The sequence below is a fragment of the Glutamicibacter sp. MCAF14 genome (genome assembly GCF_052114325.1).
Classification (GTDB): Bacteria; Actinomycetota; Actinomycetes; order Actinomycetales; family Micrococcaceae; genus Glutamicibacter; species Glutamicibacter arilaitensis.
On record NZ_JBFREO010000007.1, the window covers coordinates 19,818 to 40,346 of the forward strand.

Below are 20,529 nucleotides of genomic sequence, written 5' to 3' on the forward strand. Positions count from 1 at the left end.
GGCTAAGCCTACTGGTCAACCGGCCGTTGCGCCTGTGCCTTTCAATACCGGAACAATGAGGTGTTGACCTGCTCGACCTCTTCGTACTGCATGGATGCGTGGTTCAGGGCCGTGGCAATGCTGCTCAGCGCCTCCTCGATCTGCACATGGGTTGACCCCCATTCGGCCACGATTGACTGGAAGGAGGCAGCTGCAGAACCCTGCCAGGTACTTTGCAGCTGGTCGAGATTCATCTGCATGGTCGAAACCTCATGACGCAACCGGTCAATGGTGTTCATGACGGCCTGGGACTTAACCTGCATTTCGCCGGTATTGGTGGAGAACGTACTCACTGAAATCATCCTTTCCAAGATGAGTGACTTGATCACTGATGCATTCACCCTAGAAACACCACACCCCGTGCTGGCGGCGGCCAGCACGGGGTGTGGATAAAAGCTAAGCGCCGTTAGTCCTCGATATCGTCGACTTCCGGTTCCTTAGGTTCGCGAAGCGGTTCATATGGCAATGAAATCGACATCGTCGCTCCACCGCCGGGGGTGTCTGCCAAGGCCACCGAGCCGCCATGCTGCTGGACAATGGCCGCAACGATCGCCAAGCCCAGGCCGGAACCTCCGGTCTCGCGTTGGCGCGAGCTATCCGAACGGTAGAAACGTTCAAAAATGCGCTTGGCATCTTCAGCAGGGATTCCTGGTCCATGGTCGCGGATTTCGACCACAGCGTCCATCGTTCCTGCGACCAGCGAGCGTACACCGACAGCGACTTCCAGCGGGCTGCCTTCCGGAGTGTAGCGCAGGGCATTGGTGATCAGATTAGCGATCACCTGGCGAATGCGGGCATCATCGCCGACAGTGCTTGCCGGACTTGGACGATCGGAGACCAGGCCGACAAGTTTGACGGTACGGTCCGGTGCACGGACCTTGGTGTCTTCCACAGCGTCCTGCCCGAGCACCAGCAGGTCCACTGGCTGTTTTTCCATGGGGCGCTGTTCGTCCAAGCGGGCGAGCATCAACAGGTCTTCAACCAGGCGAGCCATCCGCTTGGATTCGCTTTCAATGCGGCCCATTGCCGAGTCCATGGCTTCGGGCTCTGCCAGTCCGCCATATCTGTAGAACTCCGAGTAGCCCTGAATGGTCACCAGCGGGGTGCGCAGCTCGTGGGATGCGTCTTGGATGAAGCGGCGCATCTTCCGTTCGGAAGCTTCGCGGTCGTTGAACGCCTTTTCAATCTGGGCCAGCATGGCGTTGAGCGAGCGGGAAAGCCTGCCGACTTCGGTTTCTGCCGGGTAGTCCTTAACACGCTGGGATAGGTCGCCTTCGGCGATCATCGACGCGGTGCGTTCCACATTAATCAGCGGTTTGAGTGAACGCCCGGTCAGTCCGTAGGCGATCATCGACATCAGCAGGGCAGCGAGCGTGCCGGTGGAGAGCACCAGCACGGCGGTTTGATTGACAGTACGGTTCACATTGTCCAGCGGCATGGACAGGAACAGGTTCAATTCACTGCTCTTGAGCGGAATCATGACCGTACGCCAACCCGCGGAGGTCGGAAAAGCGCCAGGAACTGTCGCAGGGGAGTTCGGGTGAGCTGCCAGCTGCTGAATTTCTTCCATATTCAATAGCGGCAGGTCGGTGCCGTTGGAAGGCCCGACCCGCGAACGCGGCATCACGTAAACGATTTCGCCGTCCTGGTCGCGGATATCCGCGTAGGCGCTGCTCAAGCCGAGCAGCGTGGCATCGACATCCAAGGCGTCGTGGCTGCCGCTGTCCTCGTTCAACGAGTACAGGTAGGCCTTGTTCAGACCGTAAGCCATTGTCGACTTAGACACGTTCAACTGCTTATCGATCTGATTGGTCATCGCGATCCTCAGCGTATGCGCTGAACCGACTGCGGTAGCGAAGATCGCGACGATCATCAGACCCAGCATGACCGTGACCAGCTTGGTCCGCAACGAGGTGCGGCGCCACTGGGCTCGAAATGACTTCATAAGGTGACTTTACAAGGCCTTCAACTATTGGCTCGGACCGATACTCATGCTCTTAGCGGCGATCCGGGGTGCGCATCAGGTAGCCGACACCGCGCTTGGTCTGGATAAGCGCAGGCCATTCAGGGCGGTCAACCTTGCGGCGCAGGTAAGAAATGTAGGACTCAACGATCGATGCGTCGCCGTTGAAGTCGTATTCCCAGACGTGATCCAAGATCTGCGACTTGGACAGCACTCGGTTTGGGTTCATCATCAGGTAGCGCAGCAACTTGAATTCGGTAGGGGAGAGGTCGATGATCTCCCCGGCACGGCGCACCTCATGGGCGTCGTCATCCAGTTCAAGGTCGGCAACGGAAATGGTCGCGTTCTCGTCCTCGCCGCTGGCGGTACGACGCAGCACGGCACGGATGCGGGCTACGACTTCGTCCAGGCTGAATGGCTTGGTGACGTAGTCATCGCCGCCAACAGTCAGACCAGTGACCTTGTCGCTGGTGTCATCGCGTGCGGTCAGGAACAAAACTGGGAAATGGCGGCCGGCGGCACGCAGCTTCCTGGTGATGGTGAAACCATCCATGTCCGGGAGCATGACGTCCAAGACGGCCAGATCTGGTTCGTCGGCTTCAACGGCGGCAAGAGCTTCGCGTCCATTGGCAGCAGCAACGACTTCGAAGCCTGCAAAGCGCAGGGAAGTGGAAAGCAGTTCGCGGATGTTTGGCTCGTCGTCGACAACGAGAAGTTTTGCCTCAGCAGTTTTTGGACTCATGAACCCTAGTTTGCCGAAGAAGTCTGGGAGTCTGCTGGGCGAAAGCTGAGGCGGTTGGTTAGTTGCTTCGGCGTCGGGCGACGTTTCCGAAAATCACCACGGCGGCCAGGATGAATGCCGTGGGCAAACCGAAACGGGCGCAGAGCATCAATAGGGGTGGGATAGCGATCCCCTGGAAGTAGAAGACCAGGATTCCAATCAGGGCCAAGGCCGAGAGGACAGCGATGGCAATCGCCAAACGCGAAAGGAAGGACATGGTTTTGGATGAAGCGCTCACGCTACCAAGTTTAGCCGTGGAGGCTGTGCCTGTACGCAGAATCCGAAGAATGGCCGGTAAAGATGAATTCCCCGTGCCAGAGATGACATAATCTTAGGTAAAGGACTTGAAGCGTTTCGGCAGTTTGAGCACCCGGCAAGAAATATAGAAGAATTCCGGTAGTGGCTCCGCGGGAACGCACATATGAAAATGCATGGCGCTGAGCAGGCCTCGGCTATGCAGCTTAGTTAAAGAACGAACGAGGTAAGCGATCATGCCTAGCGGCAAGGTTAAATGGTACGAAAAGGCCAAGGGTTTCGGTTTCATCACTGCCGAGGACGGCAAAGAGATCTACGTCAATGCTGCAGCGTTGCCCGAAGGCGTGCATGACCTGCGCCCCGGAACCCGACTGGAATTCGGCGTTGCCGAAGGCCGGCGTGGTCCGCAGGCACTGAGCTTGCGACTGCTGGAAGAAGCACCGTCGGTCGCCCGCGCCAAGCGCAAGAAGCCGGAAGCGGAGGCTGTGCTGATCGAAGATCTTATTAAGCTGCTCGACAACGTTTCCAATAGCTTGCACAAGGGGCGTTATCCTGAACAGGCATATGGCAAGAAGGTTGCTACCGTACTTCGTGCGGTAGCCGACGATCTGGACGCATAAATAATGGCCCGTAAACCCAAGTTGGACACCATCCTCGCCGAGGCAGTGGATACTGCTCGCGGTGCGCTCGCAGAAATTGCACGCGTGTCGGAAATCGGCGAACACCTAGGGGTCACGGCGGAAGGTGAGCGACTTGTCACCCATCGTTTTGTCTCCCATAAAAAGGGATACCAAGGATGGACCTGGTTTGCCACACTTGCACGGGTGTCTCGGGCTAAGTCCAAAGACCTGACGGTGTGCGAAGTCGGCATCATCGCCGGTGAGCACTCGCTGCTTGCTCCAGCATGGGTGCCGTGGGCAGACCGCTTGGCCAAGGAAGAGATTGAAGCGGCTAACGCTGAGGAAGCCGGTGAAACCTCTGGCGAGGATACCGGAACCGCGGCTTCAGCAGAACGCGCTGAGACTGAACCTGACGCTGCAGAGGCTGAAGATTCCACTTCAGCCACTGAGAAGCAGCCTGAGTCGGATGAGGCAGAAGATGCCGAAAGCGACCAGGAGACGGTTCAGACTCATAAGTCTCCAGCCCGACGCCAGGTGCGCCGCCGCCGGACCGCACAGCGCACCGCAGCCCGACGCCGGGCAGCGCAACGCAATCGGACGCGCAAAGAAAACTAGGCAGTAAAAAGCAAAGACCTTCGCCCAACGATGTTGCATCGTTGGGCGAAGGTCTTTGACGTTAAATCGTGAAGCTCTAGAGCTGCTCGATCACGTAGTCGATGCACTTGAGCAGCGACTCAACGTCATTTGGCTCAATCGCAACAAAAGTCGCGATACGCAACTGGTTGCGTCCAAGCTTGCGGTAAGGCTCCACATCGACCACGCCATTGGCACGCAGCACCTTGGCGATTGCCGAAGCGTCCACTGAATCTGCGAAGTCAACAGTTGAGATGACGTTGGAGCGGTGAGCAGGGTTGGCAACATAAGGGGCGGCAATTTCGGATGCCTCGGCCCATGCCTGGATCTTGCCGGCAGATTCCGCAGTGCGTGCTGCTGCCCACTTCAGACCACCATTGGCGTTGATCCACTTGATCTGCGCATCCAGCCCGACCAACGTGGTCAGCGACGGGGTGTTGTAGGTCTGGTTCTTCAGCGAGTTATCCAGAGCGGTCTTCAGATTCAGGAAGTCCGGGATCCAACGATCGGTAGCTGCGATTTCTTCGATGCGGGCAATGGCAGCAGGCGAAACGAAGGCCAGCCACAAGCCGCCATCCGAAGCGAAGTTCTTCTGCGGGGCGAAATAGTACACATCGGTCTCGGCCAGATCGACATCCAGTCCGCCGGCGGCGCTGGTGGCGTCAATGACGACCAACGCATCGGCATTCGCACCAGCAACACGCTTGATCGGTGCGGCAGCGCCGGTGGAAGTCTCATTGTGAGGCCATGCGTAGAGGTCTACATCCGCTTCGGCGACTGGTTCGGGCACAGTGCCAGGCTCGCCAACAATGATTGAGGAAGCTTCCAGGAATGGAGCCTTGTCGGTAGCCTTGGCGAATTTTGAACCGAACTCACCGAAGGACAGGTGCTGTGCCTTGGAACGGACCAAGCTGAAGGCCGCTGCATCCCAGAACGCGGTGGAACCGCCCACGCCTAGCAATACTTCATAGCCTGCTGGCGCGTTGAACATTTCCTTCAAGCCGTCCTGCACCGAGGCGACGAGGTTCTTGACTGGAGCCTGGCGGTGGGAAGTGCCAAGCAGCTCGGGGCCGGCATCGACGATGGCCTGAACCTGCTCTGCACGAACCTTGGACGGTCCGGCGCCGAATCGACCATCGGCAGGCAGAAGGTTTTCTGGAATTTTGATATCCGTGCTCATCGCGCTCCTCTTGTAGCGATAGATTGAAGTGCCGTAGGGGCCACCCATCCCCAAGGTCAGGAATATTGATAGGTAGCTTTGGCGTTTCAATAGACATCTTCGCAAATAGCGGGGGTTCGTGAGAAAAGCGCGTCGGTCGGTTACGCCGAGGGCATGGCGGGTTACAGCGCTTTCTGTCACTCAGACCAAGTAGAGTGGGATATCGACGCTAGGTAATTTTCAAGCGAACTTTAATTGTTGTGACTTCCAGGAGCGGCTACAGTGTCTGACCTTATCGATACAACTGAGATGTATCTGCGCACCATTCTTGAGCTTCAAGAAGAGGAAATCGTGGCCTTGCGTGCCCGAATTGCAGAGCGTCTAGGCCACTCCGGCCCTACTGTGTCACAGACGGTCGCCCGCATGGAACGCGATGGCTTGGTGATCGTGTCCACCGACCGGCACCTGGCGTTGACGGAGAAAGGTCACGAATTGGCTACCGGCGTGATGCGCAAGCACCGCTTGGCCGAACGCCTGCTCTCGGACATCATCGGCTTGGATTGGGAATACGTCCATGACGAAGCATGCCGCTGGGAACACGTGATGAGTGAGCGCGTCGAGCGCCGACTGTTTGATCTCTTGGGCAAGCCAACAGTGTCGCCGTACGGGAACCCAATTCCCGGGTTGGAGGTGCTCGGCGGCCCCAACGTGGGCGAGATCTCACACGATGTCGAGAACCTGGATGACGCGTTGCTCTCCGGAAATATCGGTCCCTTGGCGATTGAACGCCTCGCTGAACCGATCCAGACGGACCCAATCCTGCTCGGACAACTGAACGAAGGCGGTATCCGCCCCGGCGCGATCGTCACTCTGGAACGCGCCGATGACTATGTCGTCGTGCGTGTGCAAGGCATCGAAGGCGCATTGGAGCTGCCAGTTGAGGTCAGCGCACACGTATTTGTAAAGTCTCAGAAATGATAACGAAATTGTAACTTTCTGTGTTGACAGGTAACGTTAAGCATTGGTGCTAGCGGTCTAGCTAGTTCCATCCATTTCCGGTGCGACCGCCTAGTGTTGCCCTGCGCCAGAAACGGTCATCAAATTTTGAGGGCAATAACGGGGGACCCACTTTCCGGCGTGCAAACGCCTTGGGGTGAAGTTCTGCGACAAGCAGGCCGGCTCATTCTCCAGAGCCGAACCCGACAGCTAACTTCGTAGGCGCAACAGTGAGAGGAATGTTTTGGTAGAAACCAAGACTGCGGGACGTCGTCGCGTTGCAGACGTTGAAGTGGATGTGATTGCAGAAGTCACTGCTTCGGCTACTGAGCGCACCGGCGGGCGCCGGGCAGCACGAGCTGCTGCCACCGTCCCGATGATTGCACCGGCTAAGCCGGTTCATGAAGATTTCGTTGGTCGCCGCTTCGACTCCGTGCACCGCTACGGTGTTGCTCCAACCCAGAGCATGCTTGCTGCGACGGATGTGGCCAGCAATGTTGTTCTACTTCCAAATGCTGCTCCAGCATCTGCCAGCAAGCCGAAGCCGGTTGAAGCCGCTGGCAATGTGGCGTTCATCGCGAGCTTTAAGTCCAAGGTCCAGAAGACAGCTCACCGTGGGTTTGCCCATAAGGTTGCAGCAGTAGCCGCAGTTTCGGGCTTGGCACTAGCGGCCGTAACCCCACAGCTTTCCGGAAACTCAGAAGAGCAGAAAGCTGTTGAAGTAGCTGCACAGCGCACCGCAACGTCTGCAGTTGTAGATGTCACCGCACCAAGCAGCAACGCGGAACTTTCTGTGGAACGCGCGGCTTTGTCCTCGGAATTGAACACCGAGGTCGCCAAGGAAGAAAAATTCGCTGAGGTCATGACCGCTTCGGGCGGCAGCATTACGGCGATCAAGGACACCTCAGGTTTACTCGGATCGCCAGTTACCACGCAGCGAATCACTTCGACTTTTGGTCACCGTAAGAACCCAACCGGTGCCGGATACATGATTCACAGCGGTACCGACTACGGCGTGCCAAGCGGTACCAAGGTATACGCAGCCGCAGATGGCATCGTGACCGTTTCTGGCTGGGCTGGACACTCCGGCAACCGCATCACTCTCGATCACGGCAACGGTCTTGAGACCGGTTATAGCCACAACAGCAAGTTGGTTGTGAAGGTCGGGCAGAAGGTTAAGCGCGGCGACGTCGTTGCTCTAGCCGGCAGCACCGGCAACTCAACGGGGCCACATGTGCACTTTGAAGTGATCGTAGATGGTCAGTTTAAAGACCCAGCAGGTTGGTTATAACGACGTTCGTCACCATTCCGTGATCAAAACGTGACATTTCAAAAATCTTCCTATAAGCTTGAACGCGTGCCATGGGGAACCCTGGGCAACGTTGCGTGAGAACCGAGCACTGCCAACACGCAATGAGCAGTTATACACAACTCGTACGGCAGTGGCGGGGGAACCAACATCGGGTCGTTAGTTTTGGCTAACAACCCTAGGGGTGAAGTGGATAGAGAAGGAAACTTCGAGTCCACCGAGGTAACTCCACTTCGAACCCGACAGCTTACCTCGTAGGTATCAAGGAGAGGCAATACTTTGACCAAGAGTCATGCACATGGACGTCGCCGTGCCGACGTACCACGCACCAATTCGCTACAGGCGATTTCACAGGCCGTAGCGTCCAACGCAGGCTCGGTGGGTCGACAGGCTGCCGTTGTAGCTGCAGCATCCGGCTTGATCGTTACTTTGGGCGTGCCAGGACAGGCAACCGCACCACGTGACGTTTCCGCATCGCCAGTTGACACCATCAACCCAGAGCGCGTTGCAGTCAAGGCAGTAAAGGTAGCTGCCGACAAGAAGGCTGACATCGCTATCGAGCGCGCTAGCTTCACCGCTGAGGAGAAGCCAGAGCCAGTTGTCATTGCAGTTTCCAATGACATCACCCCAACTACCCGTAGCAACAACTCGGGCAGCTCCGATTCGATGGCCCCAATGACTCGCCAGAGCCGTTCGGGTGGCCAGGAATCGGCTCCACAGCAGAAGGCTCAGCCAAAGGCTGAAACCACTGTTCAGAGCTCCAACCTTTCCGGCATTGCAGCAACCGCTGCCAAGTACGTTGGCGTTCCATACGTCTGGGGCGGCAACGGTCCAAGCGGCTGGGATTGCTCCGGCTTCGTCAAGTTCGTTTACGCACAGCACGGCATCAACATTGCTCGCGGCACCTCGGCTATCCTCGGATCCGGCCAGTTTGTTCGCACCAGCAACCCTAAGCCAGGCGACTTGGTATTCCAGAATGGTGGCGGCCACGTTGGCATCTACCTGGGCGGCGGCCAGATGATTGGTGCACAGAACCCAACCGTGGACACCATGATCCACTCGGTTTCGCGCAACCCACTGTACGGCTACTACACCCTAGCTGGCTAAGTACAAAAGCTTTTCATAGGCCATCGGATGAGAAAGACATCCGATGGCCTATGTTCGTTTAACCAGATGAACAAGGGGCATCAAAGCGATGAAAAGAAGACAATTTCTTCGCTAGGTACTCACCAATGAACCGACCCATCGCATAGGCTAGCGCTTAGAGACACTCCGAGCAGAACGCGAGCTCCATCAATGCCAGATGGCGGCCATCGGTTCATGAAGGTAGTACGAGCAATGCGAACACTAGTATTAAACGCAGGATACGAGCCATTAGCCGTTGTGACATTCCGTCGAGCTCTAGTGCTTGTTATGAGCGATAAAGCGAGCATTGTGCTCCAAGATGATTTCTCACCCATCCGCAGTTCCCATGGCGAGTTACCAAGGCCCACGGTCATTGTTCTCAAACGTTATGTACGACGCCCCTACAGGGACATGCTTCATGTCACCCGTAGGGGCGTTTTGCGTAGGGACGCCTTTACCTGCGCTTATTGCGGCAAATCCGCCAATACTATTGATCACGTCATTCCGCGAAGCAGGGGAGGGCAGAACACCTGGGAGAACTTGGTTGCTGCATGCCTGCACTGCAATAGCAGGAAGGCGGACAAGATGCTCTCGCAATTGGGCTGGCAATTACGTATCACCCCGCACCGTCCGAGAGTCGCCGGCCACCTCGTTTCGGGGTTGCAACATGTCGATGCAGCATGGAACGAGTACCTGCACGCGAGCTAGAGACCAACGGTAAGCTGCGTGAATAGTTTGTTGCGACTTACGCCTTGGCTCGTGCAATGGCCAGGGGCAAGACATGGTCGCGCAATAGCGGGGCCAGATCGTCGCGCTCCAAGGCCTGCTGTGGATCAATCCACAGCAGCTCTTCCAATTCAGCCAACGGCGTGAGCGCCCCGTCGTAACGAGCGCTGTATAGCGACGCATGGATCAGGGTATCTGCTTCGTTGGCGGCTGGTCCTGTCCATTCACCATCGAAGTGGAGTTGCTCGGCCGTAAAATCGATGCCAAGTTCTTCACGAATTTCTCGAATGATAGTTTGTAACGCAGTTTCCCCGGTTTCTGGCTTCCCGCCGGGTTGCATGAACATCGTTGTTCCACGTTTCCGAACCAGGAGTATTTCTCCTTGGTTGTTGATTAAACAGGCCGCTGAGATCGTCAAATTTTTCTTCACTAAAACACAATATCGCGTGTTTATGCGAGTTAGAGATGGTAACGTGCTTAAATGGATCTCCAACGTTTTTAGTTCTAAGATGTCATGGTTATTTTACTCGCAGTAGCTAACCGAAACTTTGACTGACTATGGGAAACGTTGGAATTGAAAGATCGATCCATCAACTTTACAGATCAATGGAGCAATTTATGCGACGGGGTACAAATTTAGGACGCTTGGGAGACTTCAACCAAGCCGTAATTCTCGAGTCAATTCGACGGGCTGCAGAAGGAATTAGCCGCGTCGAACTGGCTGGTTCCACTGGTCTGTCTCCACAGACCATTTCCAACGTAGTCCGCCGCCTGCTGGATGATGGAATTGTCCGAGAAGACCGCACTATCGTTTCCGGCCCGGGAAAGCCTCGCACCGTTCTGGAACTTGAAGGCAACCGCCTCGTTTCTATCGGTATCCATCTTGACCCTAGCGTTCTCACCTTCGTCGCAATGAACCTGCGCGGTGAAGTTTTGCGCGAGCGTCGCATTGAAGTTCCCAACCTTGAAGTTGCTACCGAGACCGTACAGCTCATGGCTACCACGGTGAAGGAACTCATTGCTGAAATCCGCGTGCCAAAGAAGCATATCGTGGGTGTCGGCATCGCAGTTCCAGGTCCGGTAAACGTTGAAGAAGGCGTTGTGCTGAACCCGCCATTGCTCGACGGCTGGGCAGATGTTGAACTGGTGAACCCGCTGCGCAAGCTCTTGCGTCTGCAGGTCATCATCGAAAAGGACACCATTGCATCGGCAGTCGGTGAACTGTGGCAGGCCAAGGAAGAGAAGAATAACGACTTCGTCTTCGTCTACTGCGGTCACGGCTTCGGTGCTGGTCTAGTGCTCAACGGCGACGTCCACCACGGTTCGAGCAATAACGCCGGCGAAATCGGCCATTACTCAACGGGCTACAAGTCGGTGAAGTGCGAAGAATGCGGAGCGGATGACTGCCTCGCTGCCGGCACTTCGTACGAATTCATCGCGGCTCAGGCCAAGGAACGCGGACTGGAACTGCCAAGCTTTGAAATCGTCGGCCCAGAACAGCGCGCAGCGGGAATGAACCGCCTCTACGAGCTGGCTCATGAAGGCAACAAGGTCGCCAAGGACTTGGTCATCGAAGCAATGGTCAAGGTAGGCGAAGTAGCCGGCCAGCTAGCGAACTCGCTGGATGTCCGTGAAGTTGTCCTCGGAGGCCCGCAGTGGGACAAGGTCCGCGAACTGGTCGCTGACGAGGTCAACGATGCCATCGGTCGCCGCTTCGCTTTGCGTGGCGTGCATGAAATCGAGATGCGCACCTCCGAGCTCGGCTCCAATGTTGGTGCTATCGGTGGCGCCTGCGTCGTCATGGATGCTTCGCTGTCGCCGAAGGCGACCGCACTGCTGCTTCGATAAATTCAGCTCAAGATAAAATACAGAAGGGACGTTCCATCGGGAACGTCCCTTCTGTATTTATCCCTGTAACTACAAAATGAGCCTTGTTTCCAATCAACAGAATGGAAACAAGGCTTCAGTTGTGCCCCTGGCCGGAATCGAACCGACGGCCTACCCTTTAGGAGAGGGTCGCTCTATCCTACTGAGCTACAGGGGCTTGGGCGTGAAAACACCAACAACACTATCTTACTAGGATGTCAGGGTGTAATTCTCACACCCTGGCTCAGTCGGTGCCCTCGCGAATTGCAAGCATCTTTGCCTTGAGCGCGCGATTGGCGCGCACAGCGCCCAGGCCCAGAACCAGGCCAGCAGTAATAATGAACAATGCCCACCGGGTAGTGGTGAGAATCGACGCCAGTACGACGGCGCTTTCGCTCAGTTCTCCGGTGAACAGTGCATCAATAGCGAAGTTCTCCCAGATATCAATCGCGGCAAAGCCCAAGGGGGCAATCCAGGCCAACCATCGTGTCTGGCGGTTAGGAATCCAGTAGATGAATAGCAGCATGGAGAAAATAGCGGTAAACATTGGGAAGAGGAAGCCAGCGGTCTTGTGCAAGTAGTTGAGCTGTCCAACAGCGTCATCATCCATGGCGTTGCGCAGGGCCTCAATATCGCCAAGTGTGTACCCAAAAATCCGCTGATCAGGCATCGGCAAGGAACCACTGAGGTCTTGCATCTGAACCAAGGTCAGCAGGTGGTAATACACGAATAATGCAACACCGATGATCAAGCCCACCGAAATTAACAACATCGGGTTCGACTTGTTCTCGTGGGAGGTGCTTTGCACCTTGCCTGAGCTCGCATTCGATTCAATCCGCTGATTTGGCAGCTGCTCGAATTGATTCGGCTTGCGATATTCCTTGCTTTTCCTGACCTTCTTTGCCATATCTTCTATTATGCCCGTCCGGCAGCGTCCGCTTTTCCTCACACACTGAAAAGTGTCCGGTGCTCCACGTAGACTGGCTACATCATGGATTTTCTTTTTGATGATTTCGCCCCGGACACCACACAGCAGGTCATGCCCAGCGCTGAAGAACTTTTAGTCGGTATGAACCCGCAGCAGGAAGAAGCCGTGCGCTATGCCGGTGGACCATTGCTGATTGTGGCAGGTGCCGGTTCTGGAAAAACTCGTGTGCTCACGCACCGCATTGCTTATCTCATGGCAACCGGTCGCGCTCGGCCACACGAAATTTTGGCGATCACCTTCACCAATAAAGCCGCAGCCGAGATGCGTGAGCGAGCCGCGGAACTCATTGGTGAGGATCAGGCGAAGAAGATGTGGATTTCTACTTTCCACTCCTCGTGCGTGCGCATTTTGCGTCGTGAAGCTGCCACCATCGGCATGAAATCGAATTTCTCGATCTATGACTCCACTGACTCATTGCGACTGATTACCCTCGTGGCAAAGTCTTTGGAAATTGATCCGAAACGCTTCACCCCGAAGGCGATCGCGCATAAGATCTCGTCATTGAAAAATGAACTGATTGACGATGAGGACTATGCCTCAACAATCAATGCCAATGATCCATTTTCGCGAGCAGTCTCTGAGGTATACCGGGGCTATACTCGTCGCCTGCGGGCAGCGAACGCCATGGACTTTGATGACCTGATTGGGCAAGTTGTCTACATGTTCCGCGCGTTCCCACGCGTGGCAGACAATTACCGCCGCCGTTTCCGCCATGTGCTCATTGACGAGTATCAGGACACCAACCATGCCCAATACTCCCTGGTGCGTGAGCTCACCGGGGTAGAAGGGGATACGACTCCTGGCGAATTGACCGTCGTGGGCGACTCGGATCAGTCGATTTACGCTTTCCGTGGTGCGGACATCCGCAACATCATCGACTTCGAAAAGGACTACCCGAACGCGGCCACCATCAAACTGGAACAGAACTACCGTTCCACGCAGACAATACTGTCGGCGGCAAATGAGGTCATCAAGCGAAACCCGGACCGCAACGATAAGAAGCTGTGGACTGCCAGCGGCGACGGTGAGAAGATCACTGGCTACGTTGGAGAATCCGAGTCGGATGAAGCTCGCTGGATTGCTGAAGAAATCTTGCGCTTGAATGACGACGACGAAGTCCGCCCCGGTGACGTAGCGATCTTCTACCGCACTAACGCTCAATCGCGTGCGCTGGAAGAACAGCTGATGCGTGTGGATCTGAAGTACCGGGTTGTTGGCGGAACCCGCTTCTATGACCGCAAGGAAATCAAGGACGCATTGGCCTACCTGCGCGCCTTGGTGAACCCTGATGATGACATCAACGTTCGCCGCATTCTTAATGAACCCAAGCGCGGCATCGGAGACCGAGCCGAAGGTGCTGTGGCTGCGTTGGCTGAACGTGACCGCATCTCCTTTATGGACGCGTTGCGGCGGTCGGATGAAGCACCGGGCCTAGGTACCCGCGGCATCAAGATGACCGCGGCCTTCGTTTCGATGATGGATGACCTGAAGACCGTAGCTGAAGGCTCTGGTCCTGCGGAGGCTCTTGAGGCCGTTCTGGAACAGACCGGATACTTGGAGACTCTTCGGCTCTCCTCGGATCCGCAGGACGAGTCGCGTGTGGAGAACCTTGCTGAATTGGTCGCTGTGGTCCGCGATTATGTCAATGACGAGCCAGAAGGTGGTCTTGAAGGATTCCTGGAGCGCGTTGCGCTGGTGGCAGATGCCGACCAAATTCCAGAGGCTCCGAGTGACGACGAGGGCGCGGCCATGGCTGCCCAAGAAGGCGTGGTCACTTTGATGACCCTGCATACGGCCAAGGGTTTGGAATTCCCCGTAGTCTTCCTGACTGGCATGGAGCATGGGGTCTTCCCGCACCAGCGGTCGATGACCGACGAGAAGGAACTGGCCGAAGAGCGCCGCTTGGCCTATGTTGGCCTGACCCGCGCGCGCGAACGCTTGTATCTGACCCGTGCCGAGCAGCGCAGCCTCTGGGGACAGGCCCAGTACAACCCTGCGAGCCAGTTCTTGGAAGAAGTCCCAAGCGAGCTGATCGATTGGAAGCGTGAAGGATCTGGCGGCGGAATGGGCTTTGGCTTCGGCAACACAGCGGTGAATTTCGCCACGAGCAGATACGAACGTGGCAGCCACTGGGGTGCTGGTTCAGGTACGGTGCAGCCCACTCGCGGACATAACGCTGCTCCGATTTCCAAGAAACGAGTTGTGCAGAACAAGGACATAACAATCCCCGAAGTTGGGCAAAACGTTAAGCATTCCTCGTTTGGCTTGGGCACTGTTATTGCTTTAGAGGGTGCAGGTGACAAGACTGTTGCCAAGGTGCAGTTCCCGGACTCTGAGAAGAGGCTGTTGCTGCGTTATGCACCGCTAGAAATCGTGGACTAGATAACAGACTTTTAGTGTTTTCTAGGTCACATCTTGATGGTATCCGGCAGTCTTCGCGAGTTTCTCTACACGCTGTAAAAGTGGGAAGTTTGCGAAAGTCGGGATAGTCTGAGAGGTGCGCACGGGCTACGGCGCCTAACGACGTCCCGATAGTTGCGGTGCGCTCTCTTTGGCATGGCATGGATTTCGGTCTGTGGCCGTGTCGCGAGTCAGCATGAACTTCGAACGAAGGACACAAACCCGTGGACCTGTATGAGTACCAGGCGCGCGATCTATTCGAGGCACACGGCGTTCCCGTGCTTGCCGGTATCGTCGCTTACACCCCGGAAGAAGCCAAAGCCGCAGCCGAGAAGATCGGCGGCGTTGTTGTAGTTAAGGCACAGGTCAAGGTTGGCGGCCGTGGCAAGGCTGGCGGCGTCAAGGTTGCTAAGACCGCTGACGAAGCTTTCGAGCACGCTTCCAACATCCTCGGTATGGACATCAAGGGCCACACCGTAAACAAGGTCATGATCGCTCAGGGTGCCGACATTGCTGAGGAGTTCTACTTCTCGGTACTGCTGGACCGTGCAAACCGTAACTACCTGGCCATGTGCTCGGTAGAAGGTGGCATGGAGATCGAGGTGCTCGCAGTTGAGCGCCCGGACGCCCTGGCAAAGGTTGCAGTCGACCCAATCGTTGGCATCGATGCCGCGAAGGCTGCTGAAATCGTTGAGGCGGCTAACTTCCCTGAAGAACTGCGTGCCAAGGTTGCAGAAACCATCCAGAAGCTCTGGGTTGTATTCAAGGAAGAAGACGCCACCCTCGTCGAGGTCAACCCACTGGTGAAGACCGGTGCCGGTGACATCGTTGCGTTGGACGGCAAGGTTTCCCTGGATGACAACGCATCTGAGGTTCGCCACCCAGCTCACGAAGAGCTCGAGGACAAGGGCGCAGCCGATCCACTGGAAGCAAAGGCAAAGGCCGCTGGCCTGAACTACGTCAAGCTGGACGGCGAAGTGGGCATCATCGGTAACGGTGCTGGCCTGGTCATGTCGACCCTGGACGTTGTTGCCTACGCTGGCGAGAACCACGGTTCGGTCAAGCCTGCTAACTTCCTTGACATTGGTGGTGGCGCATCGGCTGAGGTCATGGCTAACGGCCTTGACGTCATCCTGAATGACCCACAGGTCAAGTCGGTCTTCGTTAACGTCTTCGGTGGCATCACCGCATGTGACGCTGTTGCAAACGGCATCGTTGGCGCGCTGAACACCCTGGGTGATGCAGCGAACAAGCCACTGGTTGTCCGCCTGGACGGCAACAACGTTGAAGAGGGTCGCGCCATCTTGGCCCAGGCCAACCACCCGTTGGTAACCCTGGCAGCAACCATGGATGAGGGCGCCGACAAGGCTGCCGAGCTCGCCAACGCAGCGAAGTAAGAGGGATAAGCGAACAATGAGCATTTACCTGAACAAGGACTCCAAGGTCATCGTCCAGGGCATCACCGGCGGCGAAGGCACCAAGCACACCGCCCTGATGCTCAAGGCTGGCACCAACATTGTTGGCGGCGTTAACGCCCGCAAGGCCGGCACCACCGTGACCCACGGTGACCAGGACATCAAGGTTTACGGCACCGTGGCTGAGGCCAAGGCCGAGACCGGCGCTGACGTATCGATCGTCTTCGTGCCACCCAAGTTCACCAAGGACGCAGTCGTTGAGGCTATCGAGGCTGAAGTTGGCCTCGTTGTAGTCATCACCGAAGGTGTTCCAGTGCAGGACTCCGCCGAGTTCTGGGCTCTGGCACAGTCGAAGGTTGACGCCGACGGCAACCAGATCACCCGCATCATCGGCCCTAACTGCCCAGGCATCATCACCCCAGGTGAAGCACTGGTTGGTATCACCCCGAACAACATCACCGGCAAGGGCCCAATCGGCTTGGTTTCCAAGTCCGGTACCCTGACCTACCAGATGATGTACGAACTGCGCGATCTGGGCTTCTCGACCGCAATCGGCATCGGCGGTGACCCAGTCATCGGCACCACCCACATTGATGCACTGGCTGCTTTCGAAGCTGACCCAGAGACCAAGGCCATCGTCATGATCGGTGAAATCGGTGGCGACGCTGAAGAACGCGCAGCTGATTACATCAAGGCCAACGTCACCAAGCCAGTAGTTGGCTACGTGGCTGGCTTCACCGCTCCTGAAGGCAAGACCATGGGCCACGCAGGCGCCATCGTTTCCGGCTCGGCTGGCACCGCCCAGGCCAAGAAGGAAGCACTGGAAGCTGCAGGCGTCAAGGTAGGCAAGACTCCTTCGGAGACTGCCGTCTTGCTGCGCGAAGTTTTCGCAGCTCTCTAAGCTGTCGCTGAACTGAAGCTGATAACCGGAAATATTTTCCGGGAATGAACGGCCGCCGTTTCTCCTGAACCATCAGGAGAAATGGCGGTCGTTTCGCATTTAATAGGAATCTACTAGTCAAGCCGTCGCTGGACTAATATGCTGATTGGAATAATTGAGTTCGAGGACTTAAAGAGAAGGATTGCCGACGATGCGCGGAAGTTACTGGGCGGCGTTTGCGTGCCTATCTCTGGCATTGACTTCTTGTACGAGTCCAGGATCCAGTAAAAGTGAAGGGCCGTTGCCTTTGAACCCTGATTCAGCAAGTTCTTGCGATCGTCCGTACATTGCCAGCGAGGGCGAACTGCGTGGTGCACCGCAACTGCTCCGAGTCGACCAGTTCTATGACCAGGACATGCGCCATACTTTGATGGACGCATCTGTTGGCTCCTCTGTCACCTTCAGTCCTCGTCCTGACTGGAACAATGTCAATGAAGTGCTCACGGCGGCCGGCGCCGTCTCCGAAACCACTGTCGTAGAACGGCCCTATGATGCAAGCGAAGGGCTGGAATCGTTGATCAGCAGCTCCGATCAGTCTGCGGGGCTCGTGGGATACGCGGCAGCGCGCCCGGTGACCTACACATATAGCGTTCAATGCCTCAACGATCAGCAAAACGACTATAGGCTCGTTTTCGATACCTGGTCCGAGGCTGAATTCGGAATTCTTGACTGCGAGCTGAGGCTAGATGCGAAGGCGCAATGGGCTGCACAAGCAACCTACGATTCCTACTGCCAAGCCTCATAGCCCTTTAGCCGGGTGAAACGATAGTGGGGCCAGTTCCACTTGGAACCGACCCCACCATCGCTCACAACCCCATTGAGAGGCTATCTAGCCTAGGACTGAGCAGCCTTGGCGTCTGCAATCTCCTGCTGATAGTTCTCTTCGAGCGCAGGAACCTGCTCAAAGAGTTCTTCAACATCAAGGTCCGGGTTCTCTTCCTGAGTTTCAACCAGCTCGATCGCTTCAGCTTCGGAGGCTACCGACGGCAACGAGCCAGGTAGCGGCTTGCGAGCAGATTCACGCAGGTAGCAGACAGCAATGAAACCTGCGACCGAAGTGCCCATGACCCAGAAGGCGGGGGCCAGCGAGGACTTGGTCACGGTGACCAGCGCTTGCATGATGAACGGTGCGAAGCCGCCGAAGATGGCGACGGCAAAGTTGTACGAGATGCCCATGCCGCCGTACCGCGAGGCGGTCGGGAACAGCGCAGGCAACGACGAAGCGAGGTTGGCAACGTAGAAAGTCACTGGGACGGCCAGCAGTGCAAGGCCCGCAAGGGTGGACCAGATCTGGCCATGCATCATGAGCAAGAATGCGGGAACGGCCAAGACTACGGACGAAATCGAACCAATGAACAGGACCTTGCGGCGGCCCACGCTATCGGAGAGCTTGCCAGCCAGCGGGATGCACAAGGACATTCCCACCAAGATCGGCAGAGTCAGCAAGTTGCCGTGGACCGGATCGTATTCCAGCGTCTCGGTCAGGTAGGTAGGCATGTAGCTGGTGAGTGCGTAGCCAGCGGTATTGGCGGCCGAAACGAGCACGAAGCCGGTAAGCAGCTCGCGCCAGTACGACTTCACCAAGTCGATGACGCCCTTCGGCGCATCGGCAGAGTTCCTTGCGTCTTCGCTCGCGCGATTGGCCGCTTCCTGAGCTTCCTTGAAGGCAGGGGTGTCCTCGATTTTCGAACGGAACCACAAGGCAATGACACCCAGTGGAAGGGCAACCAGGAATGGAATGCGCCAGGCAAACCCTTCCATGACATCTGCGCTCAGCGTCAGCTGGAGGATGGAAACGAAAGCAGCACCGAGAGCGAAGCCCATGTAGGAGCCGAGGTCCAGCAGCGAGGCATAGAAGCCACGGCGCTTATCTGGAGCGTATTCGGTGATGAAGGTAGTTGCTCCGGCGTACTCGCCGCCGGTGGAGAAGCCCTGAACCAGCTTCAGTGCGACCAAGAGAATTGGCGCTGCCACACCCCATGTCGAGTAATCCGGAAGGATGCCGATGCCGAACGTGGCCAAGGCCATCATGAGCAGGGTGAACACCAAGATTTTCTGGCGTCCTACGCGGTCACCCAGCTGGCCTAGTATTACGCCGCCAAGCGGGCGGGCAACGAAGGTCACGGCAAAGACGCCGAGGCTGAAGAGGGTTTGAATTGCCGGCTCGACTGTGTCGGGCATGAAGAGCTTGCCGATGATCACTGCCAGGTAGCCGTAGACGCCGACGTCGTACCATTCCATCAAGTTGCCAACGACGGTACCGCCGATAGCTTTCTTGAGCATCGAATCGTCGACAACGGTAACGTCTTCTACCTTCAAGCGGCGTTTTCGCAGGAACCGCTGCTTCCGTGTGTTTCTTGCTTCCATAGTTTCACTCCTCATATCTTTCTTGATCTTGTCGCAGTGCCAGCGACCATCTTCATCCGCATAGTGAGGAGCAAAATCGCTGCTCTTTGAAGCTGGTTGCGGCCGCCATGTGACTCATCGAAATCGATAGATTTCTACTCAAGAATCCGGTGAAAAACCGGCTTCGAGCGACGAAACGCTTAAGCGAACAATCATTAAGTTTACCAAAAATCGCATTAATGACCTGATCGAAGGGCACTCCTGAGCCGAGGGAACACCAGTGATGACAGTGGAATTGGTGTTGGGGTGAGTGCCGAATACCCACGTAAGCATGGGGTAATCGAGCAATTGGCGACGGCCCGGTCAGATACGGGCAAAAAGTTGAAACTGTGGCCAAGGACTCGAAAGATCAGAGGCCGAAATTTGGCGGTTCTTGGCGAAAACCGCCCATCCTAGAGAAGAATTCCAGGGGTAGAAATTGGTGCCAGAGACCACCAAAAGGCGGTGTGCTGAACGGCTGTCTTGAACGCCGTGTGCCGAGGGTACAAAAATGCCCCAAAGCTGCCGGTGGGCAACTTGGGGCATGTAGTTGAAGAGTGCTAGCCGCGTAGGCCGGCTGCAGCTTCAGTATCGACTCGTAGGAATGAAGAGCCGATAGCAGCGAAAGCGCCTGGAATCAGTAGCATTCGGTGCTTTGGGTTGTAGAAAATCTCTTCGAGCGGAGAGGCTAAAACTCTGCGAATCTTTTCCAAGAGCCGGTCGTTTTCCAAGGACAGGCTTTCCTGCTCGGTTTGAATCACCACACGATCTTTATCGATACTCACCGATGCGCTCATCCAGTCATCATCGGGGGTACTGAGAGTCTCCGATTTAATCAGGGACACGGTTATTACCGCCTTTGTCGTTCGTATCGCCCTGACGAGGATCCGCCTGGGCTACTGTCCGACAAGCACGCCAAGTGTGGCGTA

The 20,529-nt window shown here is 56.3% G+C and carries 20 protein-coding genes, 1 tRNA gene and 2 riboswitches; of the genes, 11 read left to right on the forward strand and 10 right to left on the reverse strand.

The features are described from left to right. Positions 1-41: 41 nt before the first annotated feature. The 4 genes from AB4Y71_RS14680 to AB4Y71_RS14695 form a co-directional block, all read right to left on the reverse strand. Positions 42-332 (reverse strand): WXG100 family type VII secretion target, encoded by a 291-nt coding sequence (locus tag AB4Y71_RS14680; protein ID WP_441721438.1) that lies wholly within the window; start codon positions 330-332, stop codon positions 42-44. A 113-nt stretch (positions 333-445) separates the two neighbouring features. Continuing rightward, complete coding sequence (locus AB4Y71_RS14685; RefSeq protein ID WP_417366728.1) at positions 446-1,984, reverse strand: sensor histidine kinase; 1,539 nt, start codon at positions 1,982-1,984, stop codon at positions 446-448. Between the two features lie 52 nt (positions 1,985-2,036). Beyond that, positions 2,037-2,744: a response regulator transcription factor gene (locus AB4Y71_RS14690; RefSeq protein WP_013347935.1), complete on the reverse strand. Its 708-nt coding sequence runs from the start codon at positions 2,742-2,744 to the stop codon at positions 2,037-2,039. A gap of 58 nt (positions 2,745-2,802) precedes the next feature. After that, positions 2,803-3,021, reverse strand: coding sequence for a hypothetical protein (locus AB4Y71_RS14695; RefSeq protein ID WP_013347936.1), 219 nt, complete (start codon positions 3,019-3,021; stop codon positions 2,803-2,805). A 253-nt stretch (positions 3,022-3,274) separates the two neighbouring features. Between AB4Y71_RS14695 and AB4Y71_RS14700 the strand changes: the two genes are divergently transcribed. Next, positions 3,275-3,658, forward strand: a complete 384-nt coding sequence (locus AB4Y71_RS14700; protein ID WP_013347937.1) for a cold-shock protein — start codon at positions 3,275-3,277, stop codon at positions 3,656-3,658. Positions 3,659-3,661: 3 nt separating this feature from the next. Next, positions 3,662-4,273, forward strand: coding sequence for a DUF3027 domain-containing protein (locus tag AB4Y71_RS14705; RefSeq protein WP_441721441.1), 612 nt, complete (start codon positions 3,662-3,664; stop codon positions 4,271-4,273). Between the two features lie 76 nt (positions 4,274-4,349). Here AB4Y71_RS14705 and serC read toward each other — a convergent pair whose 3' ends face one another. Then, positions 4,350-5,471: a phosphoserine transaminase gene (serC, locus tag AB4Y71_RS14710; protein WP_102598483.1), complete on the reverse strand. Its 1,122-nt coding sequence runs from the start codon at positions 5,469-5,471 to the stop codon at positions 4,350-4,352. 261 nt (positions 5,472-5,732) lie between these two features. Between serC and AB4Y71_RS14715 the strand changes: the two genes are divergently transcribed. The 4 genes from AB4Y71_RS14715 (at position 5,733) to AB4Y71_RS14730 (ending at position 9,588) form a co-directional block, all read left to right on the forward strand. Beyond that, a complete protein-coding gene (locus tag AB4Y71_RS14715; RefSeq protein ID WP_013347940.1) occupies positions 5,733-6,428 on the forward strand; it encodes a metal-dependent transcriptional regulator in 696 nt (231 codons plus the stop codon). Positions 6,429-6,535: 107 nt separating this feature from the next. Next, positions 6,536-6,686, forward strand: a riboswitch (cyclic di-AMP (ydaO/yuaA leader). A 4-nt stretch (positions 6,687-6,690) separates the two neighbouring features. Continuing rightward, complete coding sequence (locus AB4Y71_RS14720; protein ID WP_102598482.1) at positions 6,691-7,737, forward strand: M23 family metallopeptidase; 1,047 nt, start codon at positions 6,691-6,693, stop codon at positions 7,735-7,737. Positions 7,738-7,860: 123 nt separating this feature from the next. Then, positions 7,861-8,031, forward strand: a riboswitch (cyclic di-AMP (ydaO/yuaA leader). Between the two features lie 3 nt (positions 8,032-8,034). Continuing rightward, complete coding sequence (locus tag AB4Y71_RS14725) at positions 8,035-8,862, forward strand: C40 family peptidase (RefSeq protein WP_441721444.1); 828 nt, start codon at positions 8,035-8,037, stop codon at positions 8,860-8,862. Positions 8,863-9,291: 429 nt separating this feature from the next. Continuing rightward, positions 9,292-9,588: an HNH endonuclease gene (locus AB4Y71_RS14730; RefSeq protein WP_396231223.1), complete on the forward strand. Its 297-nt coding sequence runs from the start codon at positions 9,292-9,294 to the stop codon at positions 9,586-9,588. Positions 9,589-9,625: 37 nt separating this feature from the next. On the opposite strand, the gene AB4Y71_RS14735 is transcribed toward AB4Y71_RS14730, so the two are convergent. Further along, complete coding sequence (locus AB4Y71_RS14735; RefSeq protein WP_134780657.1) at positions 9,626-10,036, reverse strand: NUDIX hydrolase; 411 nt, start codon at positions 10,034-10,036, stop codon at positions 9,626-9,628. Between the two features lie 188 nt (positions 10,037-10,224). Between AB4Y71_RS14735 and AB4Y71_RS14740 the strand changes: the two genes are divergently transcribed. Continuing rightward, entirely contained in the window at positions 10,225-11,454 is a 1,230-nt protein-coding gene (locus AB4Y71_RS14740) for an ROK family transcriptional regulator (RefSeq protein WP_013347945.1), read from the forward strand. Between the two features lie 122 nt (positions 11,455-11,576). Here the strand turns inward: AB4Y71_RS14740 and AB4Y71_RS14745 are convergent. Next, a tRNA-Arg gene (locus AB4Y71_RS14745) sits at positions 11,577-11,650 on the reverse strand. Between the two features lie 66 nt (positions 11,651-11,716). Next, entirely contained in the window at positions 11,717-12,379 is a 663-nt protein-coding gene (locus tag AB4Y71_RS14750) for a hypothetical protein (protein WP_441721446.1), read from the reverse strand. A gap of 84 nt (positions 12,380-12,463) precedes the next feature. Between AB4Y71_RS14750 and pcrA the strand changes: the two genes are divergently transcribed. The 4 genes from pcrA (at position 12,464) to AB4Y71_RS14770 (ending at position 17,960) form a co-directional block, all read left to right on the forward strand. Beyond that, entirely contained in the window at positions 12,464-14,842 is a 2,379-nt protein-coding gene (pcrA, locus tag AB4Y71_RS14755; protein ID WP_013347947.1) for a DNA helicase PcrA, read from the forward strand. 242 nt (positions 14,843-15,084) lie between these two features. Then, entirely contained in the window at positions 15,085-16,257 is a 1,173-nt protein-coding gene (gene sucC, locus AB4Y71_RS14760) for an ADP-forming succinate--CoA ligase subunit beta (RefSeq protein WP_013347948.1), read from the forward strand. Positions 16,258-16,273: 16 nt separating this feature from the next. Further along, positions 16,274-17,176, forward strand: coding sequence for a succinate--CoA ligase subunit alpha (gene sucD, locus AB4Y71_RS14765; protein WP_131090319.1), 903 nt, complete (start codon positions 16,274-16,276; stop codon positions 17,174-17,176). A 280-nt stretch (positions 17,177-17,456) separates the two neighbouring features. Next, complete coding sequence (locus tag AB4Y71_RS14770; protein ID WP_441721448.1) at positions 17,457-17,960, forward strand: hypothetical protein; 504 nt, start codon at positions 17,457-17,459, stop codon at positions 17,958-17,960. Positions 17,961-18,049: 89 nt separating this feature from the next. Here the strand turns inward: AB4Y71_RS14770 and AB4Y71_RS14775 are convergent, their stop codons facing one another. Beyond that, positions 18,050-19,582: an MFS transporter gene (locus AB4Y71_RS14775; RefSeq protein ID WP_441721451.1), complete on the reverse strand. Its 1,533-nt coding sequence runs from the start codon at positions 19,580-19,582 to the stop codon at positions 18,050-18,052. A gap of 578 nt (positions 19,583-20,160) precedes the next feature. Next, positions 20,161-20,445: a hypothetical protein gene (locus AB4Y71_RS14780; RefSeq protein WP_148669462.1), complete on the reverse strand. Its 285-nt coding sequence runs from the start codon at positions 20,443-20,445 to the stop codon at positions 20,161-20,163. Between the last annotated feature and the right edge of the window lie 84 nt (positions 20,446-20,529).